The 14,889-nt window shown below is 57.9% G+C and carries 12 protein-coding genes; 11 read left to right on the top strand and 1 reads right to left on the bottom strand.

What is annotated here, in order from left to right; all coding sequences use genetic code 11:
• Both cheA and cheW read left to right on the top strand, forming a co-directional pair.
• The gene (gene cheA / locus RS584_RS13060; protein ID WP_017384416.1) at positions 1-2,010 is read left to right on the top strand and encodes a chemotaxis protein CheA; all 2,010 of its coding nucleotides are present in this window, start codon (positions 1-3) and stop codon (positions 2,008-2,010) included.
• Positions 2,011-2,029: 19 nt separating this feature from the next.
• The gene (cheW, locus tag RS584_RS13055) at positions 2,030-2,533 is read left to right on the top strand and encodes a chemotaxis protein CheW (RefSeq protein ID WP_003859699.1); all 504 of its coding nucleotides are present in this window, start codon (positions 2,030-2,032) and stop codon (positions 2,531-2,533) included.
• Positions 2,534-2,629: 96 nt separating this feature from the next.
• Here cheW and RS584_RS13050 read toward each other — a convergent pair whose 3' ends face one another.
• The gene (locus tag RS584_RS13050) at positions 2,630-3,889 is read right to left on the bottom strand and encodes a dicarboxylate/amino acid:cation symporter (protein ID WP_017384415.1); all 1,260 of its coding nucleotides are present in this window, start codon (positions 3,887-3,889) and stop codon (positions 2,630-2,632) included.
• Between the two features lie 427 nt (positions 3,890-4,316).
• Between RS584_RS13050 and RS584_RS13045 the strand changes: the two genes are divergently transcribed.
• The 9 genes from RS584_RS13045 (at position 4,317) to RS584_RS13005 (ending at position 14,874) form a co-directional block, all read left to right on the top strand.
• Entirely contained in the window at positions 4,317-4,889 is a 573-nt protein-coding gene (locus RS584_RS13045) for a spore coat U domain-containing protein (RefSeq protein ID WP_315748021.1), read from the top strand.
• 7 nt (positions 4,890-4,896) lie between these two features.
• Positions 4,897-5,445: a spore coat U domain-containing protein gene (locus tag RS584_RS13040; protein ID WP_315748020.1), complete on the top strand. Its 549-nt coding sequence runs from the start codon at positions 4,897-4,899 to the stop codon at positions 5,443-5,445.
• Positions 5,446-5,461: 16 nt separating this feature from the next.
• Complete coding sequence (locus RS584_RS13035) at positions 5,462-6,223, top strand: molecular chaperone (RefSeq protein ID WP_315748019.1); 762 nt, start codon at positions 5,462-5,464, stop codon at positions 6,221-6,223.
• Positions 6,199-8,583, top strand: coding sequence for a fimbria/pilus outer membrane usher protein (locus tag RS584_RS13030; protein ID WP_315748018.1), 2,385 nt, complete (start codon positions 6,199-6,201; stop codon positions 8,581-8,583). The genes RS584_RS13035 and RS584_RS13030 overlap by 25 nt, the downstream gene beginning before the upstream one ends.
• Positions 8,580-9,542, top strand: coding sequence for a spore coat protein U domain-containing protein (locus tag RS584_RS13025; protein ID WP_315748017.1), 963 nt, complete (start codon positions 8,580-8,582; stop codon positions 9,540-9,542). The genes RS584_RS13030 and RS584_RS13025 overlap by 4 nt, the downstream gene beginning before the upstream one ends.
• A gap of 86 nt (positions 9,543-9,628) precedes the next feature.
• Entirely contained in the window at positions 9,629-11,296 is a 1,668-nt protein-coding gene (gene tar / locus RS584_RS13020; RefSeq protein ID WP_017384411.1) for a methyl-accepting chemotaxis protein II, read from the top strand.
• 44 nt (positions 11,297-11,340) lie between these two features.
• Entirely contained in the window at positions 11,341-12,942 is a 1,602-nt protein-coding gene (gene tap / locus RS584_RS13015; protein ID WP_315748016.1) for a methyl-accepting chemotaxis protein IV, read from the top strand.
• A gap of 19 nt (positions 12,943-12,961) precedes the next feature.
• Entirely contained in the window at positions 12,962-13,828 is an 867-nt protein-coding gene (cheR, locus tag RS584_RS13010) for a protein-glutamate O-methyltransferase CheR (RefSeq protein WP_017384409.1), read from the top strand.
• Positions 13,825-14,874 (top strand): chemotaxis response regulator protein-glutamate methylesterase, encoded by a 1,050-nt coding sequence (locus RS584_RS13005; RefSeq protein ID WP_014884341.1) that lies wholly within the window; start codon positions 13,825-13,827, stop codon positions 14,872-14,874. The genes cheR and RS584_RS13005 overlap by 4 nt, the downstream gene beginning before the upstream one ends.
• Positions 14,875-14,889: the final 15 nt, after the last annotated feature.

Here is a 14,889-nt window from a genome sequence, read left to right as displayed (position 1 = left end):
GTGAGCATGGATATTACCGATTTTTACCAGACATTTTTTGATGAAGCCGACGAATTGTTGGCCGATATGGAGCAACATTTGCTGGATCTGGTGCCAGAGGCACCGGACTCAGAACAGCTCAATGCCATCTTCCGTGCGGCGCATTCCATTAAAGGCGGTGCCGGAACGTTTGGATTTACCATTTTGCAGGAAACCACCCATTTAATGGAAAACCTGCTGGATGAAGCACGACGCGGTGAGATGCAGCTCAATACCGACATTATCAACCTGTTTTTGGAAACGAAAGATATTATGCAGGAACAGCTCGACGCCTATAAAAGTTCGGCAGAGCCTGATGCCGCCAGCTTTGAATACATCTGCAACGCGCTGCGTCAGTTAGCGCTGGAAGCCAAAGGTGAGGCGTCTGCGCCCGCTGTCCCTGCGGCAAAACTGAGCGTTGTTGACGCCGTGGCCGAACCCGATACGGCGCCTGACGCGCCCGCAGGAAAACTGCGCGTGGTGCTGTCACGTCTGAAGGAGAACGAGGTCAACCTGCTGGAAGAGGAGCTGGGGAACCTGGCGACGCTCAGCAACGTGGTGAAGGGCAAAGACAGCCTGGCCGCGACGCTCGACGGCGGGATCGGCCAGGATGACATCGTGGCGGTGCTCTGCTTCGTGATTGAAGCGGATCAGATTGCGTTTGAAACCGAGGCGGCGGCCGTTGAAGCGCCTGCTCCGGCAGAGAATACCCCTGCGGTAGTTGCCGCTGCCCCGGCCCTGAAAGCCGTGCCAAAAGAGACGGCCGCTCCGGCCCGCGGTGAAAAACCAGCGGCGCGTTCCAGCGAGTCCACGAGCATTCGCGTGGCGGTGGAGAAAGTGGATCAGCTGATCAACCTGGTGGGTGAACTGGTCATCACCCAGTCGATGCTGGCCCAGCGCTCCAACGAGCTGGACCCGGTGACCCATGGCGATCTCATCACCAGCATGGGCCAGTTACAACGTAACGCCCGCGATTTGCAGGAATCGGTGATGTCCATCCGCATGATGCCGATGGAATATGTCTTCAGCCGCTTCCCGCGCCTGGTGCGCGACCTGGCCGGCAAGCTCAACAAACAGATCGAACTCACGCTGATGGGCAGCTCCACCGAGCTGGACAAGAGCCTGATTGAACGCATTATCGACCCGTTAACGCACCTGGTGCGTAACAGCCTCGACCACGGCATCGAGCTGCCGGAAAACCGCGTAGCAGCTGGAAAATCGCCCGTGGGCAACCTGATCCTGTCAGCGGAACATCAGGGCGGCAACATCTGCATCGAAGTGACCGATGACGGCGCGGGCCTGAACCGCGAGCGCATTCTGGCGAAGGCGATTTCGCAGGGAATGGCGGTCAACGAAAATATGACCGACGAAGAAGTGGGCATGTTGATTTTTGCCCCGGGCTTCTCAACCGCAGAGCAGGTCACCGACGTTTCCGGCCGCGGCGTGGGCATGGACGTGGTGAAACGTAACATTCAGGAGATGGGCGGTCACGTTGAGATCCAGTCTAAGCAGGGCGCGGGCACCACGATTCGCATCCTGCTGCCGCTGACGCTGGCCATTCTTGACGGCATGTCCGTTAAAGTGGCGGACGAAGTCTTTATTCTGCCGCTGAACGCGGTGATGGAGTCCCTCCAGCCGCGTGAAGAAGATCTGCATCCGCTGGCGGGCGGCGAGCGCGTGCTCGAAGTGCGCGGCGAGTACCTGCCGCTGGTGGAACTGTGGAAAGTGTTTGAAGTGGACGGGGCAAAAACCGAGGCCACGCAGGGTATCGTTGTGATCCTGCAAAGCGCCGGACGCCGCTACGCGCTGCTGGTCGATCAGCTGATTGGTCAGCATCAGGTGGTGGTTAAGAACCTGGAAAGTAACTACCGCAAAGTGCCGGGGATCTCTGCTGCCACCATCCTGGGTGATGGTAGCGTCGCGCTGATCGTCGATGTATCGGCACTTCAGGGATTAAATCGTGAACAACGTGTGGCGAACACAGCCGCCTGATTAAGTAAAAGGTAATAACATGACCGGTATGAGTAACGTAACGAAACTGGCGGGCGAGCCATCTGGACAGGAATTCCTGGTTTTCACTTTAGGGGATGAAGAGTACGGTATCGACATCCTGAAAGTGCAGGAAATTCGCGGTTACGACCAGGTAACGCGCATTGCGAACACGCCAGCGTTTATCAAGGGTGTGACCAACCTGCGCGGTGTGATTGTGCCTATCGTGGACCTGCGCGTGAAGTTTAGCCAGGGCGATGTGGAGTACAACGATAACACGGTGGTGATCGTCCTGAATCTGGGGCAGCGCGTGGTGGGGATCGTGGTGGATGGCGTGTCTGATGTGCTGTCGCTGACCGCCGATCAAATCCGTCCTGCGCCGGAGTTTGCGGTCACGCTGTCGACGGAATACCTGACGGGGCTGGGTGCGCTCGGCGAGCGTATGCTGATTCTGGTGAATATTGAGAAGCTGCTGAACAGCGAAGAGATGGCGCTGCTGGATATCGCGGCGAATCATGTAGCATAAAACAAAGCCGGGTGGCGGCTTCGCCTTACCCGGCCTACAAATGGCTCGAACACGTAGGCCGGGTAAGCGTCAGCGCCACCCGGCTCTTTTGTATCCTTACGCCTCCTGCTCCACCAGCGCTGATTCCGCTTCCCGCGCCCCTTCATTCTGCGACAGCATCGCCGTCGCAATCCCGTTCCCCAGCACGTTAATGGCCGATCGTCCCATATCCAGGAAATGGTCAATCCCCATCAGCAGCAGGATCCCGGCCACCGGAATGTTAAAGCTCGGAATAGTTGCCGCCAGCACCACCAGCGACGAGCGCGGTACGCCCGCAATCCCTTTCGAGGCCAGCATCAACGTTAACATTAGCACCGTCACCTCGGTGAAACTCAGGTGAATGTTGTATGCCTGGGCGATAAACATCGAGGCGAACGAGCAGTACACCATGGAGCCGACCAGGTTAAACGAGTAGCCGATCGGCAGGACGAAAGAGGCGATATTACGTGAACAGCCGAAGCGCGCTAACTGCTCCAGCGTTTTCGGGTATGCCGCTTCTGAGCTGCTGGTGGTAAACGCGACCAGCACCGGATCTTTCAGCATCGCCACCAGACGGAAAATCTCTTTTTTCAGCACCATGTAACCTACCGCCAGCAATACCAGACAGGTCAGAAGGATCGCCACATAGTAACCGCCAATGAACGAGGCATAGTTCAGCAAAATGCCCAGACCCTGAGTGGCAATCACGGACGAAATCGCGGCAAAAATGGCCAGCGGCGCAACGTACATCACATAGCCCGTCACTTTCAGCATAATGTGGGAGACCACATCCAGCGCCGCCACCAGCGGGGCGTTGAATTTTTGACCTAATGACGCGCCGCCGATGCCGAAGAACATCGAGAAGACCACAATTTGCAGGATCTCATTGTTCGCCATCGCGCCGGCAATACTGGTTGGAATAGTGTGTGACAGGAAGGCTTTCAGCGACATCCCGCTAACGGCCAGGCCGGTATCAACCGTCTCTGTCGGAATGCTCAGGTTCAGACCGCTGCCGGGTTGTTCAAGGGTAACAATAAACAGCCCCACCAGAATGGAAAGTACGGATGAGCTGATAAACCACACCATCGCTTTACCCCCGACGCGCCCAATCGTCGACGTTTCACCCAGCTTCATAATGCCCACCGTCAGGGTGCTGAACACCAGCGGGGCAATCACCATCTTAATCAGCCGCAGGAAAATATCGGTCAGCAGGGTGATGTTCTCCGACCAGGCCTGTATCGCGTCGGGCGAAGCATACTCATGGATTGCCGCACCTGAAAGAATGCCCGCCAGCATGAAAATCACGATGAAGAGCGTGAGTTTGTTTGCACTTGCCACAAAAAGATCCTCTATGCGCTAAAAGAGTTTCCTGCGTCAATGCATACAAAATTTTTATTTAAGCGCAGGAAAATATTCGGGGCATAAATTGAAGTAAAGCTGCGTGAGTTACAACTTGTTTTTAATTTTTATGAAATTCGTTGTTTTTACAATGACGATATATTGTGATGCGGATCACATTACAGGCGATATATCCTCAAATTAAGCAAGAATAATGCCCGTTTTATTTTGCTAACTCTTTGTAATGTTTGTTAATAGTATGTTAATTGGAGGGCGGGTGTCTCACCTTCGCTGAAAGTGGTTGAAGCGTGAACCATAAACTAAATTCTCAGTAACCGCGCCGGGGAATGTTTAAGCGGGGCTAACATACTGAACAGTATGAATAAAATAGGGTAAGCGGACCATTATTTCTTCTGGAGGGTGGTAAATGAAAAGAACACTTCTTTTTATCTGCGCGGGTACACTGCTGACGGCGGCGACTGTCGGTCAGGCGCTGGCAGTCACCAGTAGCGGTACTATCGGGGCGACGCTGACGCTGACGAACGGTTGTTTGATCAACGGCTCGCCAACGCAAAACGGCATTAACTTCGGGACACTCGATTTCGGGACCCATCCTGCGACATTCTCCACCCTGACAACCCAGTTAACCGGGGCCAGCGGCGGAAACACCTTTACCATTCAATGTACCACTGCCAGTTACACGGTGGCGATCACCGGCAACACCAACGCGACCGCACCCGGAACCGTTGTCGGCACCCCCGGCACACCCGCCCGCTATCTGGTGAACACCGCCAATGCGGCACAGGGCGTGGCATACAGCCTCTATAGCGACAGCGGGTACAACAACGTGATCGCTAACAACGCCGCGTTGCCCGTTGCCTCCACGGCGGGCGGGGTGGACAGCTATACCCTCTACGGGCGCATAACGGGCGGCGGCAATAGCGTAACGCTTGTACCGGGAACCTATACCGACACGATTAACGTCAGCGTCACCTACTGATTCAGCCATGAAGGCATTGTGTTTATGTCTGCGCGAAAGCGCAGAGGGCGTCGTGCACCCTTTTTTGGCCCTGATCGTCGGGCTGATGATGATCTGCGACGCCAGAGCGGTGACCTCCCAGTCCTTCAGGGTGAGCGCGACGGTAGTACCAGGGTGCTCGGTGAGTACCGGCACGGGCGGGCGCTTTGGGACGCTGGATTTTGGAACCCGTAACGGCGTGGACAACACGCCGGTCAGCACCAGCTTTGTCGCCGACGGTGCGTTGTCCATCGCCTGCACGCCGGGCGTGGCGCTGAGCATGAGCATTGACGGCGGCCAGAATTACAGCTCGGTGCGACGGATGACGCGTTCAGGTGGGACCGAAGTTGTTGGTTACCGGCTCTACAGCAGCAGCTCTCTGGCGGCGAACAGCGAAATTGGGGTTAACCAGCCCATACAGATTACCTATACCAACAGCAATAACATCGCGCTGCCTCTTTTTGGCGTCGCGCTCCTGACGGGGTTTAGCCTGCCGGGAACATATTCAGATCAACTCACCGTGACCTTGTCATGGTAGGAAAGGGAGAACATCGATGAAGCCATTTTTCAAGCGATCAGGCCTGGTGGGTCTGTTGGGGGCAACGGCTCTGGCAGCGGGCCAGGCGCAGGCAGCGGCAACCATTCTTTTGTGGCCCATCGATCCGTGGCTTTCGGCAGAGGCCAGAGCAACTGAATTGTGGATCCAGAATCAGGGCAACAGCGCCACGACAATGCAGGTGCGTATTGTGCGCTGGAAGCAGGAGGGAGGATATGAGCGTTACACCGCCCAGCAGGATGTGGTCGCCAGCCCGCCGATCGTGACCATCGCCAAAGGCAGTAAACAGCTTATTCGCCTGATCAAGCAGGGGACAATCCCGTCGGGGGTTGAGCAGGCCTACCGCATTATTGTGGATGAAATTCCCCAGCCGGATGCCAAAGCGGAACCGTCCATGGGCCTCAAACTGCAAATGCGCTATTCCATTCCCTTATTTGTTTATGGGCAGGGGATCCCCACCCTCAACGAAGGGGCGCACCACGCGCTGGCGAATACTCAACAGCTGAGCTGGCGGGTCGTTCAGGAAGGGGGGAAACCCGCGCTTCAGGTCCGTAATCAGGGGGATGTGCACGTCCGGCTCAGCCAGGTTGCGGTTGAGCAGGGCGGGCAAAAACGCACGGTTGCCGAGGGGCTGTTGGGTTATGTGCTGCCAGGCAGCACCCGAAGCTGGCCGCTTCCGGCAGGGATTTATCAGCCGAACCGGATGAGCGCGCAAATTAATGCCAGGGATACGCAATGGCAATCGACGCCCGTCAACTGAAACCGGCGATGATGATCCTGCTTTGCGTCAGTACCAGCGCCTTTGCCGAAACCGGCGACGACAGTTTACCGCCGCCGCCGGATGCACGGACGATGAACGGCGAAGCAGTATTTCAGCTCGCCCTGGTGCTGAACCACTATGACACGGGTCTGGTGGTGCCGGTGACGCAGCGCGAGGGAGCCTGGTTTATTTCGGGCGCGGATTTGCTCCGCGCCGGGCTGCCGCCCGCGCATGTGCCAGCCGGAGAGGTGAATCTCTCGACGCTTACGTCGGTACGCGCAGAGTACGACAGCACGGCCCAGCGCCTGTTGCTGACGGTCCCCCGGGACTGGGTCGCGGCGCGGATCACGCCGTTCAGCGAACAGAGCACGCAAAGCAAGCCGCACTATGGCCGCGGCGCGCTGCTCAATTACGACGTTTATACCAACCATTCCGAACACACGGGCGGCCAGGCATCGGTATGGCACGAGTTCCGCTATTTCAATGAGGATTATTCATTTTCATCGACGGGTTACGCCCGGCAGAATTTCATCGGTAACAGCGGGCAGCAGGAAGGGTACGTGCGTTATGACTCTACCTTACTGATCACCAACGAAGAGGATGCCACCACCTGGTCCGCCGGGGACGTCATCAGCGATGCGCTGAGCTGGAGCACCAGCGTGCGCATGGGCGGGATCAGCTACGGGCGCGACTTCTCCCTGCGTCCGGATCTGGTGACCTGGCCGCTGCCGGCGTTTTCCGGCGAGGCGGCTGTCCCGACCTCGGTCGATCTCTTTATTAATGGCTACCGTTCCGGCTCCACCCGCCTTCAGCCGGGGCCGTTTACCCTCACCAATCTGCCGTATATCAACGGTGCTGGCGATGCAGTACTGGTTACCACTGATGCGCTGGGTCGTCAGGTGAGTACCACGCTGCCGTTTTATGTCAGCAGCGATCTGCTTAAGCAGGGGTTAAGCGACGGCGCCGTGACGCTGGGCAGCCTGCGGCGTAACTACGGTATTGAGAATCTTGACTATGGCCCGGCGGCGGGCAGCGGATCGTACCGCTACGGGGTGACCGACTGGCTGACGCTGGAGGGGCATGCGGAAGGGGCGGAGTCGCTGGCGCTTGGCGGCGCGGGCACGGTACTGAAGCTCGGGCGTTTTGGCGTGGTAAATACCTCGTGGACCCAAAGCCGCATGCGCGGCGATAGCGGCGGCCAGATAAACTGGGGCTATCAATACAACACCAGCGAGTTTAGCGTAGCGACCCAGCATACCCGACGTGATCGTGGTTTTGGCAATCTCGCCCTGTACGATCAGCCCACCGTTTATGATGAAAATGATAACCCCGTTGCCAGCCTGAGCCGCAATACCGACCAGTATTCCTTAACCTTTAACCTCGGCGGATACGGCAATATCGGCGCGGCATGGATCGGCGTTGAGAGTTTTGACAGCCAGAAAACTGAGCTGCTCAACCTCTCCTGGAGCCGTAATCTGTGGGGCTCAAGCAGTATTTATCTGGCTGCCAGCCGTGACCAGCAGCGGGGCGACTGGACGGTTGCGCTGTCGTTGCAGGTTCCCCTCGGCGAACGTGACAGCGCCGCCGTCACCTTTGAAAACACCCCTGACGCAGGCAGCACTCAACGCATTAACTACAACCACTCGATGCCTTCAGACGGCGGATTTAGCTGGAACATGGCCTGGGCCAACCAGTCGCGGTCGAGTAACTATCAGCAGGCCACGCTCGGCTGGCGGAATAACAACGTGGAGCTACAGGGCGGCGGCTACGGTGAGAAGGGCATGATGACCTGGTGGGGCGAGGCGATGGGCTCTGTCGTGCTGATGGACGGTGAGCTGTTTGCGGCGAACAAAATCAACGATGCGTTTGTGGTGATCAGCACCGACGGACATCCGGATGTTCCCGTCAGCTACGAAAACCAGCCGGTCGGAAAAACCAATAACAAAGGCTATCTGCTGGTGAGCGGCGTTTCCGCCTATTACCCGGCAAGTTACCGCATTGATACCCTGAACTTACCCGCGGATACCCGGCTGAAAGAGACCGAGCGTCGGGTGGCGATTCGTCGGCATAACGGTTATCTGGTGGATTTCCCGATGGAGCAGGAGCGGGTTGCCAGCGTGATCCTGCACGATGCGCAGGGCAATGCGATCCCGGTAGGAAGCCAGGTCAGACGCGCGTCCCGCAGCAGCGCGGTTGTCGGCTACGACGGCCTCGCCTGGCTGGAAAACCTCAACGACGTGAATCCGCTCGAGGTCATCACCCCGGAGGGTAAACGCTGTACGGCAACGCTGACCGTTGGCGCAAACCCTGAACATAAGCTGCAAACCTACGGTCCGCTGACCTGTCGGGAGGCGCCGTGAGACGCCTGTTAATCGCGCTCCTGCTGCTGTGCTCCGGCGGCAGCTGGGCGGCCTGTACCGTCAGTACGGTGAATGCCTCGTTTGGCAGCATCACCTCGTTCGCACTCAGCGGCACCGGGGAAGTGGAAACGACGGGCACGCTGGTGGTGACCTGCGACACTGTTCTCAACTTGTTAACCAACGACTCGGTGACGCTGAATTACACTTCGGCATCCGTCTTCGCGAATAGCCGGGCGACCATGAAGCGTACGGACAACGCGGCTATTACCGATGTCATCCCTGCGCGGCTGTGCGGGGCGTCCGGCTGCGGCGGAAACAGTGAAGTACAAATCAGCAAAGCTTATACCTGGAACGGAAATACGCTGCTCGGGCTGCTGGGTTCAAGGCGCTACAACATTCCCCTTTATTTCCGGACCGTAATGGGGCAGAACGTCACCGCCGGGCCGTATCAGGTGTTGTTAACGTTCAGCATTAACTACAACGTGTGCGCCGTTGGCGCGGTCGGAGCGTGCCTGACCCCGCAAACCGGTACGGCAACCACCTCGATCCTCCTCAACATGACCGTCACCAACGATTGCAGCACCATGACCACGCCGGACGTGAATTTTAACAGCGCGCCGCTGGTGCAAAATTTTCCCACCGTTTCACAGTCGGTTGCCGTCACCTGCACCAAAGGCAGCACCTACACCATAGGCATTAATAATGGGGCAAATGCCCTGAACAACGTGCGTCGTATGGTCAGCGGCAGCAACTTCATGAGTTACGACATCTATAAAGAGGCGACCAGCAACCGCTGGGGCGGCAGCGGCAGCGAGCGCTGGGCCAGCGCCAGCTCATCGCAGGTCAGTACGGACGGGCTTTTACGTACCTACAACTACACCGCCAAAGTTCTGACCAGCCAGGCCACGCCGCCTGCCGGAACCTATACCGACACGCTGATTGTCGACGTCGCGTTCTGACCCTCCGCGCTTTTCCCTTTCGCAAATGTAAAGTTCCTGTGGCCTGTGCCGATAACACCGTTAATAAATCTATGAGAAGGTGTTGTATGTTGAACCGTATCCGCGTTGTCACAATGCTTATGATGGTGCTGGTCATTTTCGCACTTCTTCAGCTTACTTCTGGCGGCCTCTTTTTCTCGTCGTTAAAACAGAACCAGGACAGCTTCGCGGCCTCGAACGATTTGCGAATGCAGCAAAGCGAACTGACCACGACCTGGGATCTGATGTTGCAGACGCGTATCAACCTGAGCCGCTCGTCTGCCCGCATGATGATGGACCCAAATAACCAGCAGAGCAGCGCAAAAACGGAACTGCTGAAGAATGCGCGCGCCACGCTGGCAGACGCGGCGAAACATTACGACGCCTTCAAAAAAATCGCCCCTCAGCCGGCAATGGCGCAGGCGAGCGCGAACATAGATGAAAAATATCAGGCCTACTTCGCCGGCCTCACGGAGCTGGTGCAGTTCCTGGAGAAGGGCAATATGGACGCCTATTTCGCGCAGCCGACCCAGGGAATGCAGAACGCCCTCGGCGCGGCGCTCGGCGAGTACGCCAAAGCCAGCGGCGAGCTTTATCACTCCGCATTCACGCAAAGCCAGAACGACTACCGTTTCGCTAAATGGCAGATGGCGGTTCTCGCCCTCGCGCTGGTCATCGTACTGGTGGCCGTGTGGTACGGCATTCGTCATATCCTTCTTAACCCGCTTGGCCGCGTCATTGCCCATATCCGTGATATTGGCCGGGGCGATCTCACGAAAACGCTGACCGTTTCTGGCCGCAATGAGATCACCGAGCTGGCAACCAGCGTCGACCATATGCAGCGTTCGCTGATTGATACCGTCGCCAACGTGCGCGAGGGGGCGGATGCCATCTATACCGGCACGAGTGAAATCGCGATGGGCAACAACGATCTCTCGTCCCGTACCGAACAGCAGGCATCCGCACTGGAAGAGACGGCGGCCAGCATGGAGCAGCTCACCGCGACCGTGAAGCAGAATGCCGACAATGCCCGCCAGGCGTCGCAGCTTGCAGAAAGCGCGTCCGACACCGCCCAGCGCGGCGGTCGGGTGGTCGACGGCGTGGTGAAAACCATGCATGACATTGCCGACAGCTCGAAGAAAATCGCCGACATCATCAGCGTAATCGACGGTATCGCCTTCCAGACCAATATCCTGGCGCTGAACGCGGCCGTTGAAGCGGCGCGTGCGGGCGAGCAGGGGCGCGGGTTTGCCGTGGTCGCCGGCGAAGTGCGTAACCTCGCCAGCCGCAGCGCCAATGCGGCGAAAGAGATCAAAGCCCTGATTGAAGACTCTGTTTCACGCGTGGATACCGGCTCGGTGCTGGTGGAAAGTGCGGGTGAAACCATGAATGACATCGTGAATGCCGTGACGCGCGTGACGGACATCATGGGTGAAATCGCCTCTGCATCGGATGAGCAGAGTCGTGGTATTGACCAGGTCGCCCTGGCGGTATCGGAAATGGATCGTGTGACGCAGCAAAACGCCGCCCTGGTGCAGGAGTCCGCTGCCGCGGCCGCTGCGCTGGAGGACCAGGCGAGCCGCCTGAAAATGGCCGTCTCGGCGTTCCGTCTTACTTCAAAAACGACAAATACGGTCAGCTCGCGGTCGGCGTACAGCGAAGCAACCCCGGCGCCCGTGACAACACGTACGCGCGCAGCGGTGACCGGACAAGATGAAAACTGGGAAACATTTTGACTGACAATTAAACCGCGGCTGCTTGCCGCTTGATGGGAGCGTGGATGTTAAATCGTATTCGTATCTCGACCACACTGTTTTTGATTCTGATCCTGTGTGGGGTTTTGCAGGTTGGCAGTAACGGGTTGTCTTTCTGGGCGTTTCGCGATGGCTATCAGAATTTGCAGGAAGTTGAGACGAGTAATCAGCAGCGCTCCGCACTGGCACAAACGCGTGCCGTGCTGTTGCAGGCAAGCACTGCGCTGAACAAAGCAGGGACGTTAACCGCGCTGAGCTATCCGCCGGAGGATATTAAGACGCTGATGGTCGTGGCCCGCAGCAGCCTGAAGCAGGCCGACGCGCAGTTTAAGGCCTTTATGGCGCAGGAGGCGGTCAGTGAGAAAGAGAAAGCGCTGAAAGTCGCCATGAAAAAGACCTTTGATGTGTGGTACGGCGATCTCGACCATCAGGCGACGTGGCTGGAGAACAACCAGCTTTCTGACTTCCTGACTGCGCCGGTACAGGCGTCTCAGGCGGCGTTTGACGGCAGCTTTAACGCATGGCAGCAGGATATTAACCAGTTTGTGGCGCGTGCCGGTGCGGACAGCCGTACCAGCTACCGCATGTCAGGGGCGATATTCCTGACCATGGTGATCCTGGCCGCCCTGCTGACCGGCGGCTCGCTGTGGTGGTCGCGCAAAATGATCGTCCAGCCGCTGGCCATCGTCAGCAGCCACTTCGACAGTATGGCGAAGGGCGACCTGGCGCGTCCGGTGGCCGTGTATGGCAGGAATGAAATATCAGCGATTTTCGCCAGCCTGAAGGCGATGCAGGGGTCGCTGCGGGAAACGGTAAGCAACGTTCGCCAGGGCAGTTACGCCATGCATACCGGGATTTCCGAGATTGCGGCAGGCAATAACGATCTCTCATCCCGCACCGAACAGCAGGCGGCATCGCTGGCGCAGACGGCGGCCAGCATGGAGCAGCTGACCGCGACGGTAAGCCAGAACGCCGATAACGCGCGTCAGGCGTCCGACTTGTCAAAACAGGCGGCGATGACGGCGAAACGTGGGGGCGATCAGGCCTCTCACGTCGCCAGCACGATGCAGGAGATTGCCGCCAGCTCGCAGAAAATTGGCGACATTATCAGCGTCATCGACGGTATCGCGTTCCAGACCAATATTCTGGCGCTGAACGCGGCCGTTGAAGCGGCGCGTGCCGGGGAGCAGGGGCGCGGGTTCGCGGTGGTTGCCGGTGAAGTCCGAAACCTCGCCAGCCGCAGCGCCAATGCGGCGAAAGAGATCAAAGGGCTGATAGAAGAGTCGGTCTCCCGCGTTCAGCAGGGCTCCGCGCTGGTGGATACCGCCGCGCAGACCATGCACGAGATTGTCACCTCCGTGACGCGGGTTAACGACATTATGGGCGAGATTGCCTCGGCGTCTGATGAACAACGCCGTGGTATTGAGCAGGTGGCGCAGGCCGTTACACAGATGGATCAGGTTACGCAGCAGAACGCCTCACTGGTGGAAGAGGCGGCGGCGGCTACCGATCAGCTGGCAAACCAGGCGGATCACCTTACCGGGTTGGTCGCCGTATTTAATGTGAAAGAGCACGTTGAAGCAGTAACAGAAGTCGGACGGTCACAGGCCGTGCCCGTTGTATCCTGAATGTGATTAAGAAGGCGCTATGACATCACCCATGCCCTCAGGGCAAACGTCATTATTGTTGCAGATGACACAGCGCCTCGCGCTGTCCGACGCGCATTTTCGTCGGATATGTCAGTTAATCTACCAGCGTGCGGGGATCGTGCTTGCGGACCATAAGCGAGACATGGTCTACAACCGGCTGGTGCGGCGCTTGCGTACGCTGGGGCTGGATGATTTTGGCCGCTATCTGAGCATGCTCGAAGCGAACCAGAACAGCGCCGAATGGCAGGCATTTATCAACTCATTAACCACCAACCTGACCGCGTTTTTCCGCGAGGCGCATCACTTCCCGGTGCTGGCGGAACACGCCCGTCGCCGTAGCGGAGAGTATCGCGTCTGGAGCGCGGCGGCCTCTACCGGGGAAGAGCCGTACTCGCTGGCCATCACCCTGGCGGACACCCTGGGCATGGCGCCGGGCCGCTGGAAAGTGTACGCCAGCGACATCGATACCGAAGTGCTGGAAAAAGCCCGTAACGGCGTTTATCGCCAGGATGAGCTTAAAACGCTGTCTCCTCAGCAGCTACAGCGTTACTTCATGCGCGGTACCGGCCCGCATGAAGGACTGGTGCGCGTACGCCAGGAGCTGGCGAACTGCGTGGAATTTGCTCCCGTTAATTTACTGGATAAGCAGTACAACGTTCCGGGGCCATTCGACGCCATTTTTTGCCGTAACGTGATGATCTATTTTGATAAAACGACGCAGCAGGACATTTTGCGTCGCTTTGTTCCGTTGCTCAAGCCTGACGGTTTACTGTTTGCCGGGCACTCGGAAAACTTCAGCAACCTCGTGCGTGAGTTTAGCCTGCGTGGGCAAACGGTATATGCGCTGAGTAAGGAAAAAGCATGAGTAAAATCAGGGTATTGTCTGTCGATGATTCGGCGCTGATGCGTCAGATCATGACCGAAATCATCAATAGCCACAGCGATATGGAGATGGTGGCGACAGCACCCGATCCCCTGGTCGCGCGGGATTTAATCAAAAAATATAACCCCGACGTGCTGACGCTGGATGTTGAAATGCCGCGCATGGATGGCATCGATTTCCTGGAAAAATTAATGCGCCTGCGCCCGATGCCGGTGGTGATGGTGTCATCTCTGACCGGTAAAGGTTCAGAAATCACCCTGCGCGCGCTGGAGCTGGGGGCGGTGGATTTTGTCACCAAGCCGCAGCTCGGCATTCGCGAGGGGATGCTGGCGTACAGCGAGATGATCGCCGAGAAAATCCGTACCGCGTCGCGCGCAAAACTCGCGGCCCACAAGCCGATGGCAGCTCCGGCAACCCTGAAGGCAGGGCCGTTACTCAGCTCGGAAAAGTTGCTGGTCATTGGGGCGTCAACCGGAGGAACAGAGGCAATTCGCCATGTACTCCAGCCATTGCCGCTCTCAAGCCCGGGTATTCTGATCACGCAACATATGCCGCCAGGGTTTACCCGTTCGTTCGCGGAGCGCCTGAATAAGCTGTGCCAGATCAGCGTGAAAGAGGCGGAAGACGGCGAGCGCGTGCTGCCGGGTCACGCCTATATCGCCCCGGGTGACAAGCACATGGAGCTGGCGCGCAGCGGGGCGAACTATCAAATCAAAATTCATGACGGGCCGCCGGTTAACCGGCACCGCCCGTCGGTGGATGTGCTGTTTCATTCGGTGGCGAAACATGCGGGGCGCAACGCCGTTGGGGTGATCCTGACGGGGATGGGCAACGACGGCGCCGCCGGAATGCTTGCGATGCACCAGGCTGGCGCCTGGACGATTGCGCAGAATGAAGCAAGTTGTGTGGTGTTCGGCATGCCGCGCGAGGCCATCAATATGGGTGGCGTAAGCGAAGTGGTCGATCTTAGCCAGGTAAGCCAGCAGATGCTGGCGAAAATCAGTGCCGGACAGGCAATACGTATTTGACTCAGGAGTATTATT

The sequence above is a fragment of the Enterobacter sp. DTU_2021_1002640_1_SI_PRY_ASU_LCPMC_013 genome, assembly GCF_032389435.1.
Taxonomy (GTDB): Bacteria; Pseudomonadota; Gammaproteobacteria; order Enterobacterales; family Enterobacteriaceae; genus Enterobacter; species Enterobacter hormaechei_C.
This window is presented reverse-complemented; position numbering and strand designations above follow the sequence as displayed.